The organism is Xylophilus sp., from assembly GCA_009914555.1.
In the GTDB taxonomy this organism is placed as follows: Bacteria; Pseudomonadota; Gammaproteobacteria; order Burkholderiales; family Burkholderiaceae_C; genus WNDY01.
In genome coordinates this window covers 35,750-60,146 of record WNDY01000025.1, presented here as the reverse complement: position 1 = coordinate 60,146, position 24,397 = coordinate 35,750, and the positions used below count along the sequence as shown (strand labels likewise).

General features: G+C 68.9%; 24 protein-coding genes. 13 read left to right on the top strand and 11 right to left on the bottom strand.

The features are described 5' to 3' along the window. Both GAK38_RS12690 and GAK38_RS12685 read left to right on the top strand, forming a co-directional pair. On the top strand, positions 1-176 hold a 176-nt coding region (locus tag GAK38_RS12690), incomplete at its 5' end, for a transposase (RefSeq protein WP_325344644.1). Between the two features lie 42 nt (positions 177-218). Then, a complete protein-coding gene (locus GAK38_RS12685; protein ID WP_325344636.1) occupies positions 219-1,040 on the top strand; it encodes a Sua5/YciO/YrdC/YwlC family protein in 822 nt (273 codons plus the stop codon). A 39-nt stretch (positions 1,041-1,079) separates the two neighbouring features. Here the strand turns inward: GAK38_RS12685 and GAK38_RS12680 are convergent, their stop codons facing one another. Beyond that, positions 1,080-1,967 carry a LysR family transcriptional regulator gene (locus GAK38_RS12680; protein WP_325344634.1) on the bottom strand — a complete coding sequence of 296 codons (888 nt, stop codon included), beginning with the start codon at positions 1,965-1,967 and terminating at the stop codon, positions 1,080-1,082. Positions 1,968-2,124: 157 nt separating this feature from the next. Here GAK38_RS12680 and GAK38_RS12675 point away from each other — a divergent pair, with 157 nt between their 5' ends. From GAK38_RS12675 to GAK38_RS12650, 6 genes are all read left to right on the top strand, one after another. Then, entirely contained in the window at positions 2,125-3,252 is a 1,128-nt protein-coding gene (locus GAK38_RS12675) for a porin (protein WP_325344632.1), read from the top strand. A gap of 96 nt (positions 3,253-3,348) precedes the next feature. Next, positions 3,349-4,260: an isocitrate lyase/PEP mutase family protein gene (locus GAK38_RS12670; protein ID WP_325344630.1), complete on the top strand. Its 912-nt coding sequence runs from the start codon at positions 3,349-3,351 to the stop codon at positions 4,258-4,260. Continuing rightward, positions 4,253-5,659 carry a 3-isopropylmalate dehydratase large subunit gene (locus tag GAK38_RS12665; RefSeq protein ID WP_325344628.1) on the top strand — a complete coding sequence of 469 codons (1,407 nt, stop codon included), beginning with the start codon at positions 4,253-4,255 and terminating at the stop codon, positions 5,657-5,659. The genes GAK38_RS12670 and GAK38_RS12665 overlap by 8 nt, the downstream gene beginning before the upstream one ends. Positions 5,660-5,670: 11 nt before the next feature. Continuing rightward, positions 5,671-6,318 (top strand): 3-isopropylmalate dehydratase small subunit, encoded by a 648-nt coding sequence (leuD, locus tag GAK38_RS12660; protein ID WP_325344626.1) that lies wholly within the window; start codon positions 5,671-5,673, stop codon positions 6,316-6,318. After that, the gene (locus tag GAK38_RS12655) at positions 6,315-7,286 is read left to right on the top strand and encodes a Bug family tripartite tricarboxylate transporter substrate binding protein (protein ID WP_325344624.1); all 972 of its coding nucleotides are present in this window, start codon (positions 6,315-6,317) and stop codon (positions 7,284-7,286) included. The genes leuD and GAK38_RS12655 overlap by 4 nt, the downstream gene beginning before the upstream one ends. 8 nt (positions 7,287-7,294) lie before the next feature. Continuing rightward, positions 7,295-8,941 carry a 3-(methylthio)propionyl-CoA ligase gene (locus tag GAK38_RS12650; RefSeq protein ID WP_325344623.1) on the top strand — a complete coding sequence of 549 codons (1,647 nt, stop codon included), beginning with the start codon at positions 7,295-7,297 and terminating at the stop codon, positions 8,939-8,941. A 58-nt stretch (positions 8,942-8,999) separates the two neighbouring features. On the opposite strand, the gene glmS is transcribed toward GAK38_RS12650, so the two are convergent. Next, positions 9,000-10,859 carry a glutamine--fructose-6-phosphate transaminase (isomerizing) gene (glmS, locus tag GAK38_RS12645; RefSeq protein WP_325344621.1) on the bottom strand — a complete coding sequence of 620 codons (1,860 nt, stop codon included), beginning with the start codon at positions 10,857-10,859 and terminating at the stop codon, positions 9,000-9,002. A 121-nt stretch (positions 10,860-10,980) separates the two neighbouring features. Between glmS and GAK38_RS12640 the strand changes: the two genes are divergently transcribed. Both GAK38_RS12640 and GAK38_RS12635 read left to right on the top strand, forming a co-directional pair. Continuing rightward, complete coding sequence (locus GAK38_RS12640; protein ID WP_325344619.1) at positions 10,981-11,505, top strand: Lrp/AsnC family transcriptional regulator; 525 nt, start codon at positions 10,981-10,983, stop codon at positions 11,503-11,505. 99 nt (positions 11,506-11,604) lie between these two features. After that, positions 11,605-13,257, top strand: coding sequence for a methyl-accepting chemotaxis protein (locus GAK38_RS12635; protein WP_325344617.1), 1,653 nt, complete (start codon positions 11,605-11,607; stop codon positions 13,255-13,257). Positions 13,258-13,319: 62 nt separating this feature from the next. Here GAK38_RS12635 and GAK38_RS12630 read toward each other — a convergent pair whose 3' ends face one another. From GAK38_RS12630 to GAK38_RS12620, 3 genes are all read right to left on the bottom strand, one after another. Next, complete coding sequence (locus tag GAK38_RS12630; RefSeq protein WP_325344616.1) at positions 13,320-14,072, bottom strand: sensor histidine kinase; 753 nt, start codon at positions 14,070-14,072, stop codon at positions 13,320-13,322. Next, the gene (glmU, locus tag GAK38_RS12625) at positions 14,072-15,484 is read right to left on the bottom strand and encodes a bifunctional UDP-N-acetylglucosamine diphosphorylase/glucosamine-1-phosphate N-acetyltransferase GlmU (protein WP_325344615.1); all 1,413 of its coding nucleotides are present in this window, start codon (positions 15,482-15,484) and stop codon (positions 14,072-14,074) included. The genes GAK38_RS12630 and glmU overlap by 1 nt, the downstream gene beginning before the upstream one ends. A gap of 122 nt (positions 15,485-15,606) precedes the next feature. After that, on the bottom strand, positions 15,607-15,978 hold the full coding sequence (locus tag GAK38_RS12620) for a DUF2917 domain-containing protein (RefSeq protein WP_325344613.1): 372 nt from the start codon (positions 15,976-15,978) through the stop codon (positions 15,607-15,609). Positions 15,979-16,089: 111 nt separating this feature from the next. Between GAK38_RS12620 and GAK38_RS12615 the strand changes: the two genes are divergently transcribed. Continuing rightward, the gene (locus GAK38_RS12615) at positions 16,090-17,073 is read left to right on the top strand and encodes a LysR substrate-binding domain-containing protein (RefSeq protein WP_325344612.1); all 984 of its coding nucleotides are present in this window, start codon (positions 16,090-16,092) and stop codon (positions 17,071-17,073) included. A gap of 9 nt (positions 17,074-17,082) precedes the next feature. Here GAK38_RS12615 and GAK38_RS12610 read toward each other — a convergent pair whose 3' ends face one another. Then, entirely contained in the window at positions 17,083-17,382 is a 300-nt protein-coding gene (locus GAK38_RS12610) for a type II toxin-antitoxin system VapB family antitoxin (protein ID WP_325344610.1), read from the bottom strand. A 46-nt stretch (positions 17,383-17,428) separates the two neighbouring features. After that, positions 17,429-18,661 (bottom strand): tyrosine--tRNA ligase, encoded by a 1,233-nt coding sequence (gene tyrS / locus GAK38_RS12605; protein ID WP_325344609.1) that lies wholly within the window; start codon positions 18,659-18,661, stop codon positions 17,429-17,431. Between the two features lie 182 nt (positions 18,662-18,843). Between tyrS and GAK38_RS12600 the strand changes: the two genes are divergently transcribed. Next, positions 18,844-20,202 (top strand): peptidoglycan DD-metalloendopeptidase family protein, encoded by a 1,359-nt coding sequence (locus GAK38_RS12600; RefSeq protein WP_443089210.1) that lies wholly within the window; start codon positions 18,844-18,846, stop codon positions 20,200-20,202. A 37-nt stretch (positions 20,203-20,239) separates the two neighbouring features. Then, positions 20,240-21,355 (top strand): anhydro-N-acetylmuramic acid kinase, encoded by a 1,116-nt coding sequence (locus GAK38_RS12595; RefSeq protein ID WP_325344607.1) that lies wholly within the window; start codon positions 20,240-20,242, stop codon positions 21,353-21,355. A gap of 70 nt (positions 21,356-21,425) precedes the next feature. Here the strand turns inward: GAK38_RS12595 and mdtD are convergent, their stop codons facing one another. The 4 genes from mdtD to rplM all read right to left on the bottom strand — a co-directional run bounded on the left by mdtD (position 21,426) and on the right by rplM (position 24,356). Further along, a complete protein-coding gene (mdtD, locus tag GAK38_RS12590) occupies positions 21,426-22,862 on the bottom strand; it encodes a multidrug transporter subunit MdtD (RefSeq protein WP_325344605.1) in 1,437 nt (478 codons plus the stop codon). A gap of 111 nt (positions 22,863-22,973) precedes the next feature. After that, positions 22,974-23,339 (bottom strand): iron-sulfur cluster insertion protein ErpA, encoded by a 366-nt coding sequence (erpA, locus tag GAK38_RS12585; RefSeq protein WP_325344603.1) that lies wholly within the window; start codon positions 23,337-23,339, stop codon positions 22,974-22,976. Positions 23,340-23,517: 178 nt separating this feature from the next. Continuing rightward, positions 23,518-23,913: a 30S ribosomal protein S9 gene (gene rpsI / locus GAK38_RS12580; protein ID WP_325344601.1), complete on the bottom strand. Its 396-nt coding sequence runs from the start codon at positions 23,911-23,913 to the stop codon at positions 23,518-23,520. Positions 23,914-23,924: 11 nt separating this feature from the next. Further along, complete coding sequence (gene rplM / locus GAK38_RS12575; protein WP_325344599.1) at positions 23,925-24,356, bottom strand: 50S ribosomal protein L13; 432 nt, start codon at positions 24,354-24,356, stop codon at positions 23,925-23,927. Positions 24,357-24,397: the final 41 nt, after the last annotated feature.

Here is a 24,397-nt window from a genome sequence, read left to right as displayed (position 1 = left end):
TCGAGCGCAACGACCGCCTGGGGCGCCATCGCTGGGTCGTGGAACGCACTCACGCTTGGTTCGCAGGTATGGGCAAGCTGCGCATCCGATTCGAACGTCGAATCGACATCCATCTGGCATGGCTGTCGCTTGCCTGCTCGATCATTTGCCTACGACTTCTTCCTGAGTTTTGTTAGCCGCTCTTATTTTCTAATGTGCATCGCCAATGAATATCGCTTTTGGCCGAGCTGCCGTCTTCCTATGCTTCGGACGTCATCAACTCGACCGGAAAGACATCCATGGCCGCGCAATTCACCCTGCTGCCCAGCAGCCGTCTCCACATCGACAGCACCATTCATCGGGTGTGGGAGGTGCTCTCGGCCGGTGGGACAGCCATCTGCCCGAACACCGTCGGCTACGGCATCTGGGGCGGCTCGCCCGAAGCCGTCGACAAGGTCTTTCGCACCAAGCAGCGCGGCAGGCACAAGCGCCACGCCCTGATCACCGACGACATCGGCCAGCGCGAGATCCACGATCTCGAACCGCGCAAGCAGGACATGGTCGACTGCGTCACGGTGGACCACGACCTTCCGATGGGCGTGGTGGCGCCGATCCGGCCTGGCCACCCGCTGCTGGACAGGATCGATCCAGACACCTTCAAGGCGAGCACGGCCCACGGGACGATTGGCATGCTGCTGAATGGAGGGCCGCTGCACACCGCGATCGGCCGCCTGAGCCGCGAGGCATTGCACCCCGTGTTCGGATCCTCCGCCAACATGACCGGCACAGGCACCAAGTTCCGGCTGGAAGACGTGCAGCCGGAGATCCGTGCCATCGCCGATATCGAGGTCGACTGGGGCCTGCGCCGCTACCACGTGTACGGCCGGTCTTCCACCATCATCAATTTCATCGACATGTCGGTGATCCGGATAGGCTCCTGCTACGAGTTGATCGCGGATGTGCTGAAGCGGCAGTTCGACGTGGATTTGCCGGCCGATCCTGGCCGGGACCGCAATCCCTCCGGCCACCTGCAGGAATTCTCGCTGCCGCCGTTCGCCTGAGACCGCCGGCAACGGAACGAGAAGCGCCCGCGAACGCTCTCAGACCTCTTCGGCCTGCGAATACACCTCGCGCATGCAGGCCAGGAGCGCGTCGATGCGCCGGTTCTCGCCATCCGCGGCCCGGCGCGCCAGCAGGATCTGCCGCGGGGGCACCTGCCGTCCCAGGCGCACCAGCGTCACGGGCAAAGCGTCCAGGATCGCCCGCCGCGGTTGCGGGATGACCGAGAAGCCGAGATCTTCCGCCACCATCGCGATCACGGCATCGGTGGTCATCACCTCATACCGCGGCTGCAGCCCCGGCGCGATGTGCCTGATGAACGAGGAGGCGATCCGCCCGCCCTCCAGCGCCGTGTTGTAGCGCACCCACGGCAGCGCCCGAACGATCCTGCGCACAGAGTTCGGGCCCTGGTGCCCGCGCGGATACACCAGCACGAACGGCTCCTCGGCCAGCGCATTCCAGACCAGCTTGCGCGAAGCGATGGCACGCTGCCGCACGACCACCGCAGCGTCGATGTCGCCTGCCTTCAGCGATTCCAGCAGCTTCTCCGACGTGTTCTGCGGCTCCAGTGCGATCTGTAGCGTGGGATAGCGGCGCGCCGCCACCCGCAGGATGGCAGGCAGCGTGGACAACTGCACGCTGTTGATGACGCCGAGCCGCACCCGCCCGCTCGTTCCTGGCCGGCTGCGGTCGCGCAACGCCTGAAGTCCCGACAGCGCACCCTCGACCGTTGCGACCACTTCCAGCGCAAACCCCGTCGGTTTCACCGCACGCCCCGAGCGATCGAAGAGCGGCTGGCCGAAATAGTCTTCCAGCTGCCGCATCTGCTGGCTCACGGCGCTGGCCGTGAGTCCCAGTTCGTTGGCCGCGGCGGCGAAGTTGCCTCGGCGGACGACCGCCTGCAAGGTGGGCAGGGTTCCAAATTTCATGATGTCTCCTGGTACGGGTCGTGCGCTTAATCGCCAAATTCTCTAACGTTTCGCGCAAACAGATATCGCTTTTTCTTGAAGAAGAGCATCTCTATTCTCCTGCCTCGAAGCCTGCGGTGCGGACAGGCGGTCAACGATATTCAAGACGGAGACAGAGATGAAGAAATCCATTTCGATAGGCTCGCTTCTCGGCGCCTGCATCGGCGCCGCATCGGCGCAATCGTCCGTGGCGTTGTTCGGCGTCATCGACCTCGGCGTACGCGCGGTGAAGAACGGCGACGGCGGCACGGTCGCCTCGCTCACGGGCAACGGCCTGTCCACCAGCCGCTGGGGCCTGCGCGGCACCGAGGATCTCGGCGGCGGCATCAAGGCCGGCTTCTGGCTCGAATCGGCTATCGGCGCCGACACGGGGACGGCCGGCTCATCGAACAGCGCTGCGGCCGGCAACGGCGCCATGGCGACCTCGAAGTTCTTCGACCGCCGCGCGACGCTGGGCCTGAGCGGCGCCGCGGGCGAGGTCAGGCTCGGGCGGGACTACACGCCCACGTTCTCCAATCTCTCGGCATTCGACGCCTATGGATCCACCGGATTCGCCGGCGAGGCCAACCTGCTGGGAGGAGGATCGCCCACCGCGGTCGGCACCCTGGGCAGCGGCGCCGGAACGCTGGCCCGCGCCGACAACTCGGTCGGCTACTTCCTGCCGCGCAATGCATACGGCATCTACGGGACGGCCATGGCCGCCGCGGGAGAAGGCAGCAACACGAGCAACGGCAACAACCGCTATGTCGGCGCGCGCATCGGATGGCGGAGCGGTGCGCTCGACATGGCGGGGGCCTACGGCCGCACACGGATTCCGAACGACAGCGATTTTCGCGTGTGGAACGCAGGCGCCTCCTACGGCACCCCGGCGGTCAAGCTGCTGGTCCTCTACCACCAGGCGGACTTCACGCCCGCAGGCCTGCCCTCGCGCTCCCAGAAGCTCTGGGTGCTGGGCGCCAAGGTACCGGCAGGCCCGGGCGAGTTCCGCGCGACCTACCAGCGTTCCGCGATGCGCGGCGGGACGGCACCAGGCCTGCGCGACCAGGACGGCGCCCGGCAGTTCGCGCTCGGATACGTCTACCACCTGTCGAAGCGCACCGCGCTCTATACGGACGCCGGGCGCATCCAGAACCGCGGCCGGTCGAGCCGTACGTTCACAGGCGGCACCACAGCCGGAAGCAATTTCGGGACGGTGGACAACCGCAATTCGACGGCGTTCGTGCTCGGCGTCCGCCACAACTTCTGATCCTGCTTCCCTCCGCTTCGGCCACGTAGGTGCCGTTTTCTCCCCAAGAAGCAGATATCCCCCTCCATCCCTTCCACCTTCTGAAGAAATGCCAACGTGACTCTCCCATTGAAAAAGACTGCGCAACTGCGCCGGCTGATCCTCGCGCCCGAACTCCTCGTGATGCCCGGCGCCTATGACCCGATATCCGCGCGCGTCATCGCCGAAGCCGGGTTCGCAGCGATCCAGTGCTCCGGCTTCGGCATGTCGGCCTCGCGCCTGGGTCTGCCCGATTACAGCTTCCTGTCCTTCTCCGACATGCTCGCCGCGACCAAGCCGATCGTGGATGCCGTGGACGTGCCGGTCATGGCAGACGGCGACACCGGATTCGGCAACGCCGTGAATGCCTGGTACGCCGTGCAGGCGTTCGAGCGCATCGGCTGCGCCGGCATCAACATCGAGGACCAGGTGGCGCCCAAGCGCTGCGGGCACCTCGATGGCAAGTGCGTCGTGCCCTTGGACGAAGCAGTGGCCAAGATCCGGGCCTGCGCCGAGGCCCGGCAGGACCCGGACTTCGTCATCAACGCCCGCACCGATGCGCTCGCGCTGGGCGGCATCGAGGATGTCGTGCGCCGCGGAAATGCCTATCTGGATGCCGGCGCCACCATGGTGTTCGTCGACGGCCTGACCGACAAGGATCTGGCGCGCGAGGCAGTGCGCCGCATCCGCGGACCGGTTGCCATCAACGTGGTGGAAGGCGGCAAGTCGCCCGAACGGTTCACTTTCGCCGAGATGCAGGAGATGGGCATCGCGCGTGTCAGCCTGCCCGGTACGCTGCTCATGGCCGGCATCCAGGCCATGCAGGACGCCCTGGCCTCGGTGCGGGCCAACGGCTATGCAGGCGGCCCGGGCACCAGGCTCGCCGACTTCGGCACACTCAAGCGGCTGGCCGGTTTCGAGACTGTCTTTGCGCTGGAGCAGCGCTTTCTGACGGGTTTGCGCGCTTCTGCGGAGGACGTCCGTGGTTGACCGTCCGCGCAACATCGTCGAGAAGCTCTGGGACCAGCACGTAGTCGCCGATCTGGACGACGGCCAGAGCCTGCTGCACATCGACCGGATCGTGCTGCACGACCGTGCGGGGCCGGCGGTGTTCGGCCCGCTGCGGGATGCCGGGCGCAGCGTGGCGAATCCTGCGCTCATGTGCGGCACGATGGACCATATCGTCGACACGCACCCCGGCCGCGGCGACGACACGCTGTTCAAGGGCGGGCGCGGCTTCATCCAGGCGTTCCGCCAGGGTGCGCACGATGCCGGGATCAGGCTGTTCGACCTGGGCGACCCGCGGCAGGGCATTTCGCACGTGGTATCTCCGGAGCAGGGGATCGCGTTGCCGGGCGCTACGCTGGTGTGCTGCGACAGCCACACCTGCACGGTCGGCGGGATCGGAGCCCTGGCCTGGGGCATCGGTACCAGCGAAGGCGAGCACGCTGCGGCGACCCAGACCCTCATCCGGGCCAGGCCGCGGACCATGCGGGTGGAGTTCACCGGACGGCTGGCCGCCGGCGTGACGGCCAAGGACATGGCGCTGGCGCTGATTGGCCGCCACGGGGTGACCGGCGGCGCAGGACATGCCATCGAGTTCTGCGGCGAAGCCGTGCGCGCACTCGACGTCGAAGGACGGTTGACGCTGTGCAACATGGCCGTCGAATTCGGCGCATGGACGGCCGTGGTGGCACCGGACGAGACCACTTTCGGCTGGCTCCGCGCGCGGCCCCATGCGCCGCGCGGCGCGCAATGGGAGGCTGCGGTCGCGCACTGGCGCACGCTGGCCTCCGACGAGGGCGCGCCATGGGACCGGGAACTGCAGATCGACTGCAACACGCTTGCGCCCCAGATCACCTGGGGCACGAATCCGGGGCAGACGGCGGCCATTGGCGATGCCGTACCGCAGCCAGCCTCCGCGGACGTCGAGCGAGCCCTGGCCTACATGGATCTTCTGCCGGGACAGATCCTGAGCGAGGTTCCCATCGATGCCGCGTGTATCGGCTCCTGCACCAACAGCCGTCTGCCGGACCTGCGAGCCGCGGCGAAGCTCGTCAAGGGACGGCGGGTCGCGCCGAACGTCACAGCCATCGTGGTGCCGGGCTCCACCGCCGTGAAGCAGGCGGCCGAGGCCGAAGGCCTGGATGCGGTCTTCCGGGCGGCGGGCTTCGAATGGCGCGAGAGCGGCTGTTCCCTGTGCTTCTACGTCGGCGGCGACAGCTTCGACCGCCCCGGCCATCCTGCGCGCCGGGTGGTCTCCAGTACGAACCGCAACTTCGAAGGCCGCCAGGGCCCCGGGGTTCGCACGCACCTGGCCAGTCCGTTGGTCGTCGCGGCCTCGGCGCTCGCGGGCCGCATCGCCGACCCGCGGCCGCTGCTGGCCTGAGGGACAGGGATATGGAACAGTTCACCCGCGTCCAGGGCGTGGCCGCGCCGCTGCTGCGCGACAACATCGACACGGATCTGCTCATCCCTTCGCGCGAGATGACCACTCCCGGCAAGGAAGGCTATGGCGAAAAACTGCTTGCGCCCTGGCGCTATCTCCCTGCGCACGACGGCACGCGACGGGAGAACCCCGATTTCGTGCTCAATCGCGAGCCGTTCCGGCAAGCGGCCTTCCTGATTGCGGGTGCCAACTTCGGCAGCGGGTCTTCCCGCGAGCAGGCAGCCTGGGCGCTGCGGCAGTTCGGCTTGCGCGTCATCGTGGCACCGAGCTTTGGCGCGATCTTCGCGAACAACTGCTACCGCAACGGTTTGCTGCCTGTCGCGCTGCCGCGGCCCGAGATCGAAGCGCTGGCACGCGAGGCCGAAACGGGCCGGCTGCAACTGGCGGCCGACCTGGAGCACGACCGTCTGGAAGCATCGGACGGCAGGCAGTGGCCTTTGCAGGTGCCCGCCAGCGAACGGCAGATGATGCTGGCCGGCATGGATGCGATCGGGCTCACGTTGCGCCGCCGGGCGCAGATCGCCGCGTTTCAGGAAGCGGACCGCCGAAGGCGCCCGTGGATCTGGCTGGACATGATGGACAAGGAGACAAAATCATGAGATTTTCCAGAGCATGCATGCTCGGGGCAGCACTCCTGCTGGTCCGCGACCTGCCGGCAGCCGCACAGGATGGCTACCCCCAGCAGCCGGTGCGCATCGTCGTGGCAGCGCCCGCGGGCGGCGGCACCGACCTGATGGCCCGCATCATCGGCTCCACCGTCGGCGCCGATGCGCAGTGGACGGTCCTGGTGGACAACAAGCCTGGCGCGAACGGCATCATCGGCACCGATACCGTGGCCAAGGCCAAGCCAGACGGCTACACGCTCGGCATGGGCCAGACCGCCACGCTGGCGATCAATCCGGCGCTGTTCCGCAGCCTTCCCTACCAGCCGTTGCGGGACCTGGTACCTATCGCCACCGTGGCCGAGCAGCCGCTCGTCCTGGTAGTGCACGCCGAGTCGAAATTCCGCTCGCTGGCCGATCTGGTCGCTGTGCACAAGGGCAGGCAACTCACCCTGGCGACCGCTGGCGACGGCACGGTGGGCCAGATGGTCGGCGAGATGTTCGGCAGCCTGGTCGGCGCCAGGTTCCAGTCCAGCCCCTACAAGGGCTCGGCGCCCGCGCTGCAGGACGTGGCAGGCGGCCAGGTCGACTGCATGTTTGCGGTCCCACCTGGCGCATTGCCCCTAATCAAGGGCGGGCGCCTGCGGGCGCTGGCCGTGACTTCCGCCAAGCGGCTGCCGCTTCTACCCGACGTGCCGACGGTCGCGGAATCCGGCTATCCCGGCTTCCACGCCGCGGAATGGAAAGTCCTGGTTGCGCCCGCGGGCACCTCGCCGGCGGTGGTGTCGCGCTGGAACAGGGAAGTGCAGAAGGCTCTGGCGCAGCCGGCCGTGATCTCGCGCATCATCGCCGACGGCAGCCTGCCTCTGAGCCTGTCGCAGGCGGAGACCGACAGGTTCGTCCGCGGCGAGCACGAGCGCTGGACCGCCGTCGTTCGCAGCAGCGGCCTGAGCAAGAGCAAGTGAGGACGGTCATGCAAGGCCTGATGCAGAGCGTCCCGCTGCTCATCTCTTCGCTGCTGGCGCATGTCGAACGCCATCACGGCGACGCCGACATCGTCTCGCGCCGGGTGGAGGGCGACCTGCACCGCTACACCTGGGCGGACTGTGCCGGCCGGGCCCGCCAGGTGGCCCGGGCACTCGACGCCCAGGGGCTGCCGTTCTCCGGACGTGTCGCCACGCTCGCCTGGAACGGATATCGCCATCTGGAGCTGTACTACGGCGTATCGGGCTCGGGCCGGGTGCTGCACACCCTCAATCCGCGCCTGCATGCCGACCAGATCGCCTGGATCGTGAATCACGCCGAAGACCAGGTTCTCTGCTTCGATCTGACCTTCCTGCCTGCGGTGCAGGCCATGCATGCCAGTTGCCCGACCGTCGAGAAGTGGGTCGCCCTGTGCGATGCGGACCGTCTGCCGGCCGGCAGCGGCATACCCAACCTGGTCAGCTACGAGCATTGGATCGGTGCGCAGCCGGGCCGGTACGCATGGCCGGACTTCGACGAAAACTCCGCCTGCGGCATGTGCTACACGAGCGGTACCACGGGCCATCCGAAGGCAGTGCTCTACAGCCACCGCTCTACCGTGCTGCACGCCTGTGCAGCGGCGCTGCCCGACGCGATGAACCTGTCGGCGCGCGACGCGGTCCTGCCCGTGGTGCCCATGTTCCACGTCAACGCCTGGGGCCTTCCGTACTCGGCCGCGATGGTGGGCGCCAAGCTCGTGCTCCCGGGTGCGGCGATGGACGGGAAGTCGATTTTCGAATTGATCGAGACGGAGGGCGTGACCTTCGCGGCCGGCGTGCCGACGGTCTGGCAGACGATGCTCGGCCACATGCAGGCCAACGACCTCCGTTTCTCGACGCTCGGCCGCACGGTGATCGGCGGCTCGGCCTGCCCGCCGGCCATGATCGACGCATTCCGGGAGCGCTACGGGGTCGAGGTGCTCCATGCATGGGGCATGACGGAGGTGAGTCCGCTCGGAACGCTGTGCACGCTCAAGCGGAAGCATCTCTCGCTGCCGCGCGGCGAACAGGCCGCGATCCGCCTGAAGCAGGGCCGGGCCCTTTTCGGCGTCGACATGAAGATTGTCGGCAGCGGCGGCGAGGAACTCCCGTGGGACGGCAAGGCGGCCGGCAACCTGCTGGTCAAGGGGCCGTGGGTTGTCAAAGCGTATTTCAAGGGTGAGGACGGCGATCCGCTGGTACCCGACGCACAGCGCCGGGGCTGGTTTCCGACCGGCGACGTCGCCACCATCGATGCCGACGGCTACCTGCAGATCACCGACCGCAGCAAGGACGTGATCAAGTCCGGTGGCGAATGGATCAGTTCGATCGACATCGAGAACATCGCCTTGTCGCATCCCGCGGTCGCCATGGCTGCCTGCGTCGGCGTGTTCCATCCCAGATGGGGCGAGCGGCCGGTCATCGTGGTGGCAAGAAAGCCGGGCAGCGAGGTCACGCGGGACGAACTGCTGAAGTTCTACGATGGCAAGGCCGCGAAATGGCAGATTCCGGACGATGTGGTGTTCGTCGAGGCGATCCCGCTTGGGCCTACCGGAAAGATGCTCAAGACGACACTGCGCGAGCAACTCAGGGGCTACCAGCTGACGGAAGCTCGATAGCGAATCCCTGGATGCCGGCGCGATGCGGGGCGGCGCCGACAAGGCAAGCGCGTGCCGGTCATTCGACCGTCACACTCTTGGCGAGGTTTCTGGGCTTGTCCACGTCGGTGCCGCGCGCCACCGCCGTGTGGTAGGCCAGCAGCTGCAGCGGCACCACGTGCAGCAGCGGCGACAGCGCGCCGTAGTGCTCGGGCATGCGGATGACGTGGATGCCGTCGCTGCTGTCGATGCGGGTGTTGGCATCGGCCAGCACGTAGAGCACGCCGGCGCGGGCGCGCACCTCCTGGATGTTGCTCTTGAGCTTTTCCAGCAGTGTGTCGTTGGGCGCCACCGTCACCACCGGCATGGCGCTCGTCACCAGCGCGAGCGGGCCGTGCTTGAGTTCGCCGGCCGGATAGGCCTCGGCATGGATGTAGCTGATCTCCTTGAGCTTGAGCGCGCCTTCGAGCGCGATCGGGTAGTGCAGGCCGCGGCCGAGGAACAGCGCGTTGTCCATGCGGGCGAAGTCCTCGGCCCAGCTGATGACCTGCGGCTCCAGCGCCAGCACCGCCTGCAGCGCGAGCGGCAGGTGGCGCATGCTCTTCAGGTGCAGCGCCTCCTGCTCGGCCGTGAGCCGGCCCTTGGCCTGGGCCAGTGCCAGCGTGAGCAGAAAGAGCCCGGCGAGCTGCGTGGTGAAGGCCTTGGTGGAGGCCACGCCGATCTCCACGCCGGCGCGGGTCACGTAGGCCAGCGCGCATTCGCGCACCATGGCGCTGGTGGCGACGTTGCAGACGGTCAGCGTGTGGCGCATGCCCAGGCTCTGCGCATGGCGCAGCGCGGCCAGGGTGTCGGCCGTTTCGCCGGACTGGCTGATGGTGACGACCAGCGAGCGGGGGTTGGGCACCGAGCTGCGGTAGCGGTATTCGCTCGCCACCTCCACCTGCGTGGGAATGCCGGCCAGCCCTTCGAGCCAGTACTTGGCCACGCAGCCGCTGTAGTAGCTGGTGCCGCAGGCCAGGATGAGTACGCTGTCGATCGCCGCGAAGGTGCGCGCGGCGGCATTGCCGAACAGCTCGGGCACGATGCCCTCCACGCCTTCGAGCGTGTCGGCAATGGCGCGCGGCTGCTCGAAGATCTCCTTTTGCATGTAGTGGCGGTACGGGCCCAACTCCACCGCGCCGCTGTGGGCGACCACGGTGCGCACCGGGCGCGCGAACACTTCGGGGCGCTGACCATCGGCATCGACGATCCAGTAGCGGCCGAGCTGCAGGTCGACCACGTCGCCTTCTTCGAGGTAGACGATCTGGTCGGTCACGCCGGCCAGGGCCATCGCATCGCTGGCCAGGAAGAGCTCGCCGCCCTCGGCACCCACGCCCAGGATCAGCGGCGAGCCGGCGCGCGCGCCGACGACGCGGTGCGGCTCGTCCTTGTGGAAAACGGCGATGGCATAGGCGCCGCGCAGCTGGGCAACGGCGGCGCGCAGGGCGTCGAACAGGTCGCCGTCGTACAGGCTGTCGACCAGGTGGGCGATGACCTCGGTGTCGGTCTGGCTCTCGAACACATAGCCGCGGCGCTCCAGCGACAGGCGCAGCTCGTCGTGGTTCTCGATGATGCCGTTGTGCACCAGGGCCACCCGCGGCGCGCGGTTGCCGGCCTCGCCGGGGCCGTCGCTGAAGTGCGGATGGGCGTTGTGCACCGCCGGCGCGCCGTGGGTGGCCCAGCGGGTGTGGGCGATGCCGGTCGTGCCCTCGACATGGTCGGTCTCGATCTGCGTGAGCAGCTCGGCCACGCGGGCCGTGCTGCGCGCGCGCTTCAGTCCGCCGCCGGCATGCACCGCGACGCCGCAGGAGTCATAGCCGCGGTATTCGAGCCGCTGCAGGCCCTGGACGAGGATGGGAACGATATTGCGGGTGGAAACCGCGCCGACGATGCCGCACATGCTGGAGTACCTCCAAGAGATCGGGCGATAGTAGGCAGTTCGCGATTGAATTTCCGATCGAAATAAGCAGCTTTTAGCAATCCTGTTGCAGTCAAATTCTGTCGAGAAATAAAATTTCTGGATGGCTTCGGAAAAGAAATCCATACATCTCGATCTGACCGATGTCCGCCTGCTCGACTGCCTGCAGGCCGATGCATCCATCAGCAACCAGGCGCTGGCCGAGCGGGTCCACATCTCGCCGCCGACCTGCCTGCGCCGGGTGCGGCGCCTGCGCGAGGCCGGGCTGATCGAACGGCAGATCGCGGTGCTCAGCCCGGACGCGCTGTCACCCCTGGTCGGCCACGGGCTCGCGGCCATCGTCGAGGTGACGCTCGACCGCCAGGACGCGCAGCGGCTCGATGCCTTCGAGGTGCGCGCTGTGGCCGACGCCGCCGTGCAGCAGTGCTGGCGGGTATCGCCCGGGCCGGACTTCGTGCTGGTGGTGCAGATCGCCGACATGCCGGCCTACCTGGCGCTGGCCCAGCGCCTCTTCACCGGCGACGCCAACGTGCGCAACGTCAAGGCGTTCTTCGCGGTCAAGCGGGCCAAGTTCGCGCCCCGCATGGATCTCTCAACGGCAGCCGCGGCCCTGTCGCGCCACGGCTGAAAACGCCCTCTGCGCGGCTCGCGCAACAATGTTTTGACATTTCAGGCGACCCCCGTAGGATGACTTGCATCAAGAAGTAAGCGAAATGGAGGCCTTTCGATGCGCGTCAATCTGCCTGTGACGGACCGCGAATTCCCGTTCCCCCAAGGCCAGACGCTGGTGTCCTCCACCGATCTCAAAGGCCGCATCCTTTATTGCAACGCCCCTTTCGTGACCGTCAGCGGCTACGAGCGCGACGAACTGCTGGGCCAGCCCCACAACATGATCCGCCACCCCGACATGCCGGAAGAGGCTTTCCGCGACATGTGGGAGACGATCCAGAGCGGCCGCCCATGGTCGGCGCCGGTCAAGAACCGCCGCAAGGACGGCGGCTACTACTGGGTGATGGCCAACGTGACGCCGCTGCTCGAAGGCGACCGGCCGGTCGGCTTCATGTCGGTTCGCACCGAACCCAGCCGGGCCGAGACGCAGGCCGCCGAGGCGCTCTACGCCAGGATGCGCGCCGAGAAAGAAGCCGGCCATCTGGTCCACCGCTTCCAGGCCGGCCAGGTGCACCGCAACGACCTGGTCAGCCGCATGCGCCGCGCCGTCTCGCTCGGCCTGGGCGGCAAGATCGCGTTCGTGTCCTTCGCCCTCGCGGCCGCGGGAGTCGCTGTCGGGCGCACGGCCAGCGGCCTGGGCACGCTGGCCATCGACATGGTCGTGCTGGTGCTGGCCGCGCTGCTGGCCAGCTGGTACCTGCGGCGGCTCGTCGTGGCGCCGATGCAGTCGCTGCTGGCCTTCAGCAACCGCATGGCTGCGGGCGACCTGACGCACAAGCTCCAGCGCGGCCGGGCCGACCTGGCCGGCGACCTGGCGCAGGCGCTCAACCAGCTCAATGTGAACCTGCAGTCCATCGTGCGCGACGCCCGCACCGAGGCCGAGGTCATGCGCCATGCCACGCGCGAGATCGCGCAGGGCAACCACCACCTGTCGGAGCGCACCGAGGCGCAGGCCGGCAACCTGCAGCAGACGGCGGCGTCGATGGAGCAGATGACCGGCACAGTGCGCCAGAGCGCCGACACCGCGCGCCAGGCCAGCACGCTGGCCCAGACCGCCACCGAGGTGGCCGAGCGCAGCAGCCATGCGGTGCAGGACGTGACGCAGACCATGCAGACCATCCGCGAATCGTCGCAGCGCATCGGCGAGATCACGCAGGTGATCGACAGCATCGCCTTCCAGACCAATATCCTGGCGCTCAACGCCGCGATCGAGGCGGCGCGCGCCGGCGAGCAGGGTCGCGGCTTCGCCGTAGTGGCCGGCGAGGTGCGGGCGCTGGCGCGGCGCACCTCCGACGCCGCGCGCGAGATCAAGAAGCTGATCGAGGATTCGGCCGGCAAGGTCGAGGCCGGCCATGCGCTGGCCGGCGCGGCGCGCGACACCATGTCCGAGGCGCTGCGGACGGTGCAGCAGGTCAATGCGCTGATCGGCGAGATCAGCAGCGCCACGGCCGAGCAGCTCGGTGGCATCTCGCAGATCAATGCCGCGGTCAACCAGCTCGACACCATCACCCAGCAAAACGCGGCGCTGGTGGAGCAGATCGCCGCGGCGGCCGGCTCGCTCGAACGCCAGGCGCAGACGGTGACCGAGACGGTCAAGGTCTTCCGCATCGATGCGCACGCGTCCTTTGCCAGCGGCCCGGACGCCGTCGCACTGCGCCGCGAAGCCAAGGCGCAGGCCGCCGCCGCACCGCGCGCGCTGGCGCTGCATTGAATACCCCCTGGCCTACCCTCCTGTAGCGCGCACAGTCTGTACACTAGCGACCCATACCCCCGTCAGCGTACGGGCAGCACCAGCCGGACGGCGCAGCCCTGCTGCGGAGCGCCATCGATCGCGATGCGCCCGCCGTGGCGCCGGGCGATGGCCTGGGCCGCGGCCAGGCCGGTGCCGGTGCCCTCGAATTCCGATTCCCGGTGCAGCCTCTGGAACACGCCGAACAGCCGGCCGGCCTGCGCCGGATTGAAGCCGGCACCATCGTCGCGGATCTCGAACGACGCCTCGCCCGCCGCCACCGACGCGGTCACGGCGATGTGGGCCGGCGTGCGCTGGCGGCTGAACTTCCAGGCGTTGGACAGCAGATGCGTCCACAGCGCGCGCAGCCAGCCGCCGTCGCCCGCCACCGACGGCAGCTGCGCATCGACCTGCCAGACCACGGCGCGCGCTGGCTCGGCAGCTTCGAGCTGGAGGCGCACCTCGTCCACCACAGCCCGCACATCCACCGGCGCCACATTCAGCCGCGCCCGCGCGATGCGCGAGAGTTCGAGCAGGCCGTCGATCATGCGGCCCATCTGCCGGGCGGACCTGTCCGCCGTCGCCAGGTAGCCGAGCGCCTCCTGCGCGGCCGCGCCGGGCTCGGGCTGCAGCACCTCGCGCGCGAGCTGGCCGCAGGCGGTCACATGGCGCAGCGGCGCGCGCAGGTCGTGCGACACGGCGCGCAGGAACTCCTCCTGCGCCGCCTGCAGCTCGGCCAGCCGTTGCTCGCTCGCGGCCAGCGCGGCGCGCAGGCTGGCCGCGCCGTCATCGGCCATCAGGACTTGGCGGCCGTGGTCGGCCGCTTCCAGTCGGGAATGGTGACCTGCTTGCCGCGCGCCACGCTCAATGCGCCGGCCGGCGCATCCTTGGTGATCGTGGAGCCGCCGGCCACCGTGCCGCCCGCGCCGAGCGTGACCGGCGCGACCAGCACGCAGTTGCTGCCCACGTGCACGTCGGCCTCGATGACGGTGCGGTGCTTGTTCGCGCCGTCGTAGTTGGCGGTGATGGCGCCAGCGCCGTAGTTGACCAGCTCGCCCACGGTGGCATCGCCCAGGTAGGCCAGATGGTTGGCCTTGGCGCCCGCGGCGAGCGTGCTGTTCTTGACTTCGACGAAGTTGCCGATGTGGACCTCCGCGCCCAGCAGCGCGCCCGGCCGCAGGCGGGCGAACGGACCGACCAGCGCGCCCTCGCCCACCGCCACGCCGCCGGCGGCGCCGCCGTCGATGTGGGTGAAGGGGTGGATGACCGCACCGGCCGCGATGGCGGCATTGGCGATGACGCAGTGCGCGCCGATGCGCACGCCCTCGCCCAGCGACACCGCGCCTTCGAACACGCAGCCGACGTCGATCTCCACGTCCGGCCCCACGTCGAGCGTGCCGCGCAGGTCGAACCGCGCCGGGTCGGCCAGCCGGGTGCCGAAATCGTCCATCAGCGCCTGGGCCTGCCGCAGCTGCCAGGCACGCTCCAGTTCGGCCAGCTGGCGCGCGCTGTTGACGCCGGTCACCTGCACTGCGTCGGCCGTGGGCAGGCCCAGCACCTCCACGCCGTCGGCCACGGCCAGCGCCGCCACGTCGGACAGGTAGTACTCGTGCTGGGCGTTGTCGTTGGTGATGCGGCCGAGCCAGCCGTGCAGGTGGCGCGCGGGCGCGGCCATGATGCCGGTGTAGACCTCGCGGATGGCGCGCTGCGCTTCGCTCGCATCCTTGTGCTCGACGATGCCGCGCACGGCGGCGCCGGCGTCGCGCACGATGCGGCCATAGCCCGTCGGGTCGTCGAGCACCACGGTCAGCAGCGCGAGCCGCGCGCCGCCGCTGGCGGCGGCCAGGCGGGCGATGGCGTCGCTGGAGATCAGGGGCACGTCGCCGTTGAGCACGACCACCGTGCCGTCCTGCCCCAGCAGCGGCGCGGCCTGCCGGACCGCGTGCCCGGTGCCGAGCTGCGGCTCCTGGCGGACGAACTGCAATGCGGGGGCGTTGGCGTCGCGCGGCAACCGGCCCAGTGCGTGTTCCACGCCGGCGGCGCCGTGGCCGGTCACGATGACGACGCGGCGCGGCTCCAGGGCACGCGCGGCGGCCACGACGTGCGCGGCCATCGGACGGCCGGCCAGCGTGTGCAGCACCTTGGGCCGGCTGCTCTTCATCCGCGTGCCCTTGCCCGCTGCCATGATCACCACATCCAATGCCGTCATCGTCGTATCCGTCCCGTCGTCTTCATTGAGATAAAGCGTGACGGGCGATTATCGGACGCGTTTTGCGGCGCCCGGCCGTGGACCGGAGAAAAACCGCCGCTGCCTGGCGCAGGCTGCGCCGCTTACGTTTCGCAGGAAACGATTGGCGGTGCGCACGCGGCCGCAGGCGCTGCGGCCCGCGCACGGCGGCGCGGCAAGCGCAACAGGCCGGCGCGGGCGCGGGCCGGCACCACGGCAATGCGTACCAGAACGGGCGCGGCGTCGTATGGTTCCATCACCACGCGCTGGCGGGCGGTGATGTCCAGCCCGGGACTGCCGGCCGTCAGTACCAGATCACCGCCGGCCTGCGGCCCCAGGCCGTGCGGCCCGTCGAAGGTGATCCATGCCCGTCCCTCGATCACCGTCAGGCGCGATGCCGCGATGGCCCGCAGCGTGGCCGCCTGCCCCGGCTGGAGCCGGCATTGTTGCGGATCGGGAATGGGGACGGCGGTCATGGCCTGGGCTCCGGCGGCGTTGGTGTGAGGGCCATGATCCGCACGGCCCGCTGAGGCGTCCAATGAAATGACGCTAGGCTGTTGATTCCGCCGCCGCGTCAATCTTTCGCCATGGACCACCAACCCCATTTGCGTACGCGCCCGATCGGCGTGGGCCAGCTGCGCAGCTTCGCGGCCGTGGCCCGGCACCTGAACTTCCGCGCCGCGGCCGACCAGCTGGCGCTCACCCAGTCGGCCGTGAGCCGCCAGATCCAGTCGCTGGAGGACGAGGTCGGCGTGCCGCTGTTCCTGCGCCATACCCGCGCGGTGGAGCTGACCAGCGCCGGCGCCCAGCTGCTGCGCGCGGTCACGCCCGCACTGGAGCGCATCGACGGCACGGTGCGGCAGATCCGCCAGACGGCCGGGCGCAAGAGCGTGGCCATCACGACCTGGGCCTCGTTCGCGTCGATGTGGCTGATCCCGCGGCTGGAGGAATTCCAGCAGGCACACCCGGACATTGACATCCGCATCGACGCCAGCGACCAATCGGGCGACCTGGACACGGCCGACGTGGACATCGCCCTGCGCTACGCCCTGCCCGCCAACGTGCCGCCCACGGCCCAGCGCCTGTTCGGCGAGCGACTGGCCGTGGTCGCGAGCCCGTGGCTGCTCAAGGGCGGCACGCGGCTGTCGCAGCCGGAGGACGTGACCCAGTTCGCCCTGGTGGAGGCCGGTGACGCCCACCGCAGCGCCTTCATGGAACACCTGAGCTGGCGGCGCTGGCTCGCGCGGCAGGGGCAGGAGAAGCTGGTGCCGCGACGCTGGCTGTATTTCAACTACGCGCACCAGATGGCGCAGGCGGTGCTTGCGGGCCAGGGCATCTCGCTGGCGCGGCTGCCGCTGGTGGCCGACAGCCTGGCGCGCGGCGACCTGGTGGAGGCGATGCCCGAGCGCCGGCTCGACTCACCGATGGCCTACTGGCTGCTGGTCGGTCCGCGCAGCGCCCAGCGGCCGGAGATCCGCGCCTTCTGCGACTGGCTGCGCGAGCAGGCCCGCATCACGCGCGAGAGGGTCGGCGAAGGGCCGGACCCGGACCTCGCCGACGACATCGGCTGAAGCTCCGGTTCAATGCAGCGCGCCGGCCGGGAAGATGCGCAGCCGCGGCCCGGTGCGGGCAAGCGCGAGGTAGTCGCGGTCGTTGTGCACCAGCACGGCCTGGTGCTCGATGGCCAGCTGCGCCACCAGGCAGTCCACCGCCGTGCGGATCGTGACGCCCTGGCGCAGCGCCTGTGCATAGAGGCCGGCAGCGGCCTCGAAGACCAGTTCGCGCAGGGCGCGGTCCACCGCCTCGCGCTTGGTCCGCACGCCGGTCAGGCGCATGGCTTCGCCCACGAGGGCGGCGTCGAGGTTGATGTTGGTGCGCATGGCCGGCATTGCACAAGCCATGCACATGGCATGCACAAGTCCTGACTCAGCCCAGCGTCACCCGTGCGAACTTGCGCTTGCCCACCTGCACCACGTAGGTGCCGGTGGCGAGCTTGAGACCCTTGTCGGACACCACGGCCGAATCCACCCGCACGCCGCCGCCGTCGATCAGGCGGTTGGCCTCCGAACTCGACGGCGCGAGCCCCGCGGCCTTGAGCAGCACGGCGATGCCCAGCGGCGCGCCGGGCAGCGCGACTTCCGCGATCTCGTCGGGCACGCCGCCCTTGCTGCGGTTGGCGAAGTCCTGCTCGGCCGCATCGGCCGCCGCGCCGCCGTGGAAGCGCGCGGTGAGCTCGCGCGCCAGCGCCACCTTGGCATCCTTCTGGTTGCGGCCGGCCGCGACCTCGGCCTTGAGCGCTTCGATCTCCTCGATCGAGCGGAACGACAGCAGCGTGTACCAGCGCCACATGAGTTCGTCGGAGATCGACAGCACCTTGGCGAACATGGTGTTGGCCGGCTCGGTGATGCCGATGTAGTTGCCCTTGCTCTTGGACATCTTCTGCACGCCGTCCAGTCCTTCGAGCAGCGGCATGGTGAGCACGCACTGCGGCTCCTGGCCGTACTCCTGCTGGAGATGGCGCCCCATGAGCAGGTTGAACTTCTGGTCGGTGCCACCGAGCTCCAGGTCCGACTTCAGCGCCACCGAGTCGTAGCCCTGCATCAGCGGGTAGAGGAATTCGTGCACGCTGATCGACTGGCCGCCGTGGAAGCGCTTGTGGAAGTCGTCGCGCTCCATCATGCGAGCCACCGTGTAGCGCGCGGCCAGCTCGATCATGCCGCGCGCGCCCAGCGGATCGCTCCATTCGCTGTTGTAGCGGACCTCGGCCTTGTCGACGTCGATCACCAGGCGGATCTGGTCGAAATACGTCCGCGCATTGGCCTCGATCTGCTCGCGCGTGAGCGGCGGGCGCGTGCTGTTGCGCCCCGACGGATCGCCGATCAGGGTGGTGAAGTCGCCGATCAGCGGGACCACCGTATGCCCCAGATCCTGGAGCTGACGCATCTTGTTGAGGACCACCGTGTGGCCCAGGTGCAGGTCCGGCGCGGTCGGGTCCATGCCGAACTTGATGCGCAGCGGCTGGCCGGTCGCTTCGGCACGCTGGAGCTTCCTGGTCCATTCGTCCTGCGGCAGCAGTTCGTCGGCTCCGCGCAGCGTGATCTGCAGGGCGCGCTCTATACCAGCCGAGACCTGCGTGTCTGTAACAACTAATTTATTCATGCGGTTTTATCCTGATGCCCGCCGCAGGGGCGTCGCTATACTTCCGCGGCAACGCGCAGGGGAGGCATTCTAGTCGGCGGCTTCCGGTCTGCTTTCGCAGCCGCCCACCACCCGTCCCGCGTCGTGCGGTCGCGCCGCATACCGCACAGTCCGGCACACTTTCCTCCCCTGGGAACACATCCTTGACACTTGGTCTGACCTCCGCTGGCGCAGCCTTTGCCGTCCGCCTCGCCCACGGCGTGCAACACCTTCCCCGCCGCGTCACCGCGGCCATCGCCGCCATGCTGCTGTGCGGCGCCGGAGGCGCCTATGCCGTGGCGCAGTTCGGGCCCGACGCGTCCGACCTGCCGGTGCAGCGCATCCTGCTGCCGATCACGTCGCTGGCCGACCAGCAGTCCGCCGACAGTCTGCTGCCCGCCGTCCCGTTCACCCTGTACCGCAGCGACGTCACCCGTTCCAGCGACACCGCGGATTCGCTGCTGCAACGCCTTGGCATCGCCGATACCGCGGCCGCGGCCTTCCTGCGCAGCGACGCCACGGCCCGCCAGGCGCTGCTGGACCGCGCCGGCCGCAGCGTCTCGGCCGAAACCACCGACGAGCATGCCTTGCAGCGCCTGACCGCGCGCTGGGCGGCCGACGACAGCGGCAACTTCCAGCGTCTGGTGATCGAAAGGAACGGCACGGGCTTCGCCTCGCGCGTCGAGACCGCGCCGCTCGTCGCCACGAGCCGGCTGTCCAGCGGCACCATCACCTCGTCGCTGTTCGCCGCGACCGACGAGGCCAACCTGCCCGACGCCGTGGCCGGCCAGATCGCCGAGATCTTCTCGACCGACATCGACTTCCGCCGCGCGCTGCGGCGCGGCGACCGCTGCTCGGTCGTCTACGAGTCGCTCGAAGCCGACGGCGAGCCGCTGCGCACCGGCCGCGTGCTGAGCGCCGAGTTCGCCAACGGCGACAAGACCTTCCAGGCCATGTGGTTCCAGGAGCCCGGCCAGAAAGGCGCCTATTACGGCCTGGACGGCAGGAGCCTGCGCCATGCCTACCTGTCGTCGCCGGTCGCCTTCACCCGCGTGAGCAGCGGCTTCGCGATGCGCTTCCACCCGATCCTCCACACCTGGACCGCCCACAAGGGCACCGACTTCGCCGCGCCGGAAGGCACGCCGGTGCGCACCGTGGGCGACGGCGTGGTCGAGTTCGCGGGCGTGCAGAACGGCTACGGCAACGTCGTCTTCGTCAAGCACCGCGACAGCAACCACGTGACCGTCTATGCCCACCTGAGCCGCATCGGCGTGCGCCCGGGCCAGATAGTCGCCCAGGGTGACGTCATCGGCAACGTCGGCGCCACCGGCTGGGCCACCGGCCCGCACCTGCACTTCGAGTTCCGCGTCGGCGGCGTGCAGCAGGACCCGATGACGATCGCCAGGCAGAGCGGGTCGGTGCCGATCTCCGCCGCCGCCAGGCCGGCCTTCGACAAGCTCGCGGCCAGCATGCGCATGCAGTTGTCGGCCGCCGCGCTGGTGCAGCAGGCCAGCGCCGAGTAATCCGCATCGGCCTTTTGCTTCCACGACGGGCGCCGGAATGGCGGACCTCTGCATCGGCCTGATGTCCGGCACCTCGCTCGACGGCGTCGACGGCGTCGTCGTCGATTTCTCCAGCGGCCTGCCCGTGGTGCAGGCCCATGCGTTCGCCGCCATGCCGGCGCCGCTGTGTGCCGAATTGCTCGCGCTCAACACGCCAGGCGGCAACGAACTTCATCGCGCCGCCCTCGCAGCCAATGCGCTGGCCGGGCTCTACGCCGGCGTGGTGCAGGACCTGCTCCGTCACACCGGGCTGCCGCCTTTCGCCATTGGCGCCATCGGCGCCCACGGCCAGACCGTGCGCCACCGGCCCGGCGAGTTCGACGGCACCGGCTACACGCTCCAGCTCAACAACCCGGCTCTGCTGGCCGAGCGCACCGGCATCCCGGTGGCGGCTGACTTCCGCAGCCGCGACGTGGCCGCCGGCGGCCAGGGCGCGCCGCTGGTGCCGGCCTTCCACCACGCCGTGTTCGGCCGCGAGGGCGAGACGGTGCGGGTGCTCAACCTGGGCGGCATCGCCAACCTGAGCGTGCTGGATGCGGACGGCTCGGTCGCCGGCTTCGACTGCGGCCCCGGCAACGCCCTGCTGGATCACTGGTGCCTGCAACATACCGGCAGGAGATATGACGCAAGCGGCGCGTGGAGTGCCCGTGGCAAGCCCATACTCCTCCTTCTGCTGGCCTTGTTGGCGGAGCCCTTTCTCCAGCGCTCCCCGCCCAAGAGCACCGGCCGCGACCTGTTCAACCCCGCATGGCTCGATGCCCGGCTCGCGCCGTTCGCCGCAGCCGCACCGGTGGACGTGCAGGCCACGCTGGCCGAGTTCACCGCGCGCAGTTGCGCCGACGCCGTCCAGCGCTGGGGGGGCGGTGTCGGCGCCGGTCCGCTGATCGTCTGCGGCGGCGGCGCCTGCAACGACCACGTGGTCGCCCGGCTCCAGGCGCTGCTGCCCGCGTTGCGCGTGGCCTCATCGACCGAACACGGACTGCCGCCGCTGCAGGTCGAGGCCGCCGCCTTCGCCTGGCTGGCCTGGCGCAGGCTGCGCGGCGAGCCCGGCAACCTGCCGCGCGTCACCGGCGCGGCCGGGGAGCGCGTGCTGGGCGCGCTCTACCCGGCCTGAGCCACCCGGCGAACGCCGCCGCGCAAGGGCCGCTGGCCGCGCCGGCGCGAAGCCGTCCGGGGGATGACCCTCAGGTCTCGTCCACGGGGCCGGTCACGGTCGGCATCGACCGCGTGTCTTCCAGCTGCCAGAACACGCCGGCCGAGGCCATCGTCATCACGCCCATGGTGAGGAAGGTGGCATGGAAGGCCGTGAGCGTCTGTGCGGCCGCGCCGCTCTGCACGCCGAAAAGGTCGGTGAAGCCGGCGAGCACCGCGCCGGCGGCCGCCACGCCCATGCTCATGGCCAGCATCTGCACCATCGACAGCAGGCTGTTGCCGCTGCTCGCGGCCGCGGGCGACAGATCCTTGAGCGTGATCGTGTTCATCGCGGTGAACTGCATCGAGTTGATGCCGCCGAACACCGCGAGCTGCACGATGCGCAGCCACACTGGCTCCTGTGGCGAGATCAGGCCGAAGCTCAGCATCACCAGCCCGAGCGAGAAGGTGTTGCCCACCAGCACGCGGCGATAGCCGTAGCGCATGATGAGCCGCGTGGCCAGCGTCTTGGCCGCCATGCCGGCGAACGCCGTGGGCAGCATCATCATGCCGGCCTGGGCCGGCGAATAGCCCATGCAGACCTGCAGCACCAGCGGGATCAGGAACGGCATGCAGCTGCTGCCGATGCGGGCGAACAGGTTGCCCAGCAACCCCACGCGCAGGCTCTGCACCAGGAACAGGTGGGGCGAGAACAGCGGATCGGGCCGCCGCGCCGCACGCAGCCAGTAGGCCGCGAGGCTGGCGAAGCCGAACACCATGAGCAGCATCACGCCGGACTGGCGCAGCCCCAGCTCCGACACGCCGTCGAGCGCCAGCGAGACCGCCACCATGCCGAACGACAGCATCAGGTAGCCGCTAAGGTCGAAGCGTCCCACCGTCTCGCCCTCGCCCGCCGGCATGTAGCGCAGCGACGCCAGGCAGCCGACCAGGGCCACCGGCAGGTTGATCAGGAAGATCCAATGCCAGGACACATACTCCACCAGCCAGCCGCCCACGGTCGGGCCGATCAGCGGGCCGATCAGGCCGGGGACCGCGACGAAGCTCATCGCGCGCAGGAATTCCTCGCGCGGATAGGCCCGCAGCACCGCCAGCCGGCCCACCGGCAGCAGCAACGCGCCGCCCAGCCCCTGCACCACGCGAGCGGCCACCAGTTGCCCCAGGCTGGCCGCGATGGCGCACAGCAGCGAACCGATGGCGAACAGCGTGATCGCACCGACGTAGACCCGCCGCGTGCCGAAGCGGTCGGCGATCCAGCCCGAGGCCGGGATCAGCATCGCCATCGTCAGCGAATAGGCCACCACCACCGACTGCATGCGCAGCGGGCTCTCGCCGAGCGAGCGGGCCATCGACGGCAACGCGGTGTTGATGATGGTCGCGTCCAGCGTCTGCATGAAGAAGCCGACGGCGACGAGCCACAGCAGGACGGAGGAACGGGGAGCGCTGGGAGCGGCGGGAGCGGATGGATGCATGTGTCTCGTTGTTGTCGGTATGCTGCGGGATCAAAAACAAAAGCCGCCTTGCGGCGGCTTGGGAGGTGGGACCTACCGTGCGGACAGCGGGGCCGGCACGACAGCGCAGGATCAGACCGAGAAGCTCGAGCCGCAGCCGCAGGTGGTCGTCGCGTTCGGATTCTTGATCACGAACTGCGCGCCCTGCAGGTCTTCCTTGTAGTCGATCTCGGCACCGACGAGGTACTGGTAGCTCATCGCGTCAATGAGCAGGGACACGCCGTTCTTCGTCATGGTAGTGTCGTCCTCGTTGGCGATCTCGTCGAACGTGAAGCCGTACTGGAAGCCCGAGCAGCCGCCGCCCTGCACGAAGACGCGCAGCTTCAGGTCGGGGTTGCCTTCCTCGGCGATCAGGTCGGCCACCTTGGCGGCCGCGCTATCGGTGAAGATGATCGGTTCGGGCAGGGTCGTGGAAATGTTCTCGGCGACGGCGCTCATGCGTGTACTCCTGGGGAAGCTTTGGGTCGATCGTATCGCAAGCCTGCCGGGCCTGCTGCTCTCAGGGTTGTTGGCCGGCCATTCGGGCAGAAGGGCCGCCCCCGCTCCCTCCCCAAAGCAGCACAGCCGCCTCCAAGCGAATGGGGCGGCTGTGCGTGCGGAACTGCAGGCGCCTGGATCAGCGCTTGGAGAACTGCTTGCGGCGGCGTGCGGAGTGCAGGCCGACCTTCTTGCGCTCGACCTCGCGGGCGTCGCGGGTCACGAAGCCTGCGGCCGACAGCGCCGGCTTGAGCGTAGCGTCGTAGTCGATCAGGGCGCGGGTGATGCCGTGGCGGGCCGCGCCGGCCTGGCCGGATTCGCCGCCGCCGTGGACGTTGATCTGGATGTCGAAGGTTTCGACATGGTTGGTCAACACCAGCGGCTGCTTGGCGATCATCACCGACGTGGCGCGGCCGAAGTACTCGACGACATCCTTGCCGTTGATCGTGATCTTGCCGGAGCCCTTCTTGAGGAACACGCGGGCGACGCTGGACTTGCGACGGCCGGTGCCGTTGTTCCATTCACCAATGGTCATTTCCGGGCTCCTCAGATGTCCAGGACTTTGGGCTGCTGGGCCGTGTGCGGATGCTCGGCACCGCCATAGACCTTGAGCTTCTTGATCTGCGCGTAGCCGAGCGGACCCTTGGGCAGCATGCCCTTGACGGCCTTCTCGAGCGCACGGCCGGGATGCTTGGCCTGCAGGTCGCGGAAGTTGGTGGCGGTGATGCCGCCGGGGAAGCCCGAATGGCGGTAGTACACCTTGTCGAGCGACTTGGTGCCGGTGACCTTGAGCTTGGATGCGTTGATGACGACGATGTAGTCGCCGGTATCGACGTGAGGCGTGTAAATGGCCTTGTGCTTGCCGCGCAGACGGTGGGCAACTTCGCTGGCTACCCGGCCGAGCACCTTGTCGGTGGCGTCAATCACAAACCACTCGTGCACCACCTCAGCGGGTTTCGCGCTGACCGTAGTAGACATAGCTTTGGAGCTTTCGAGCTGGTACGAAAAGGGCCCTTTTC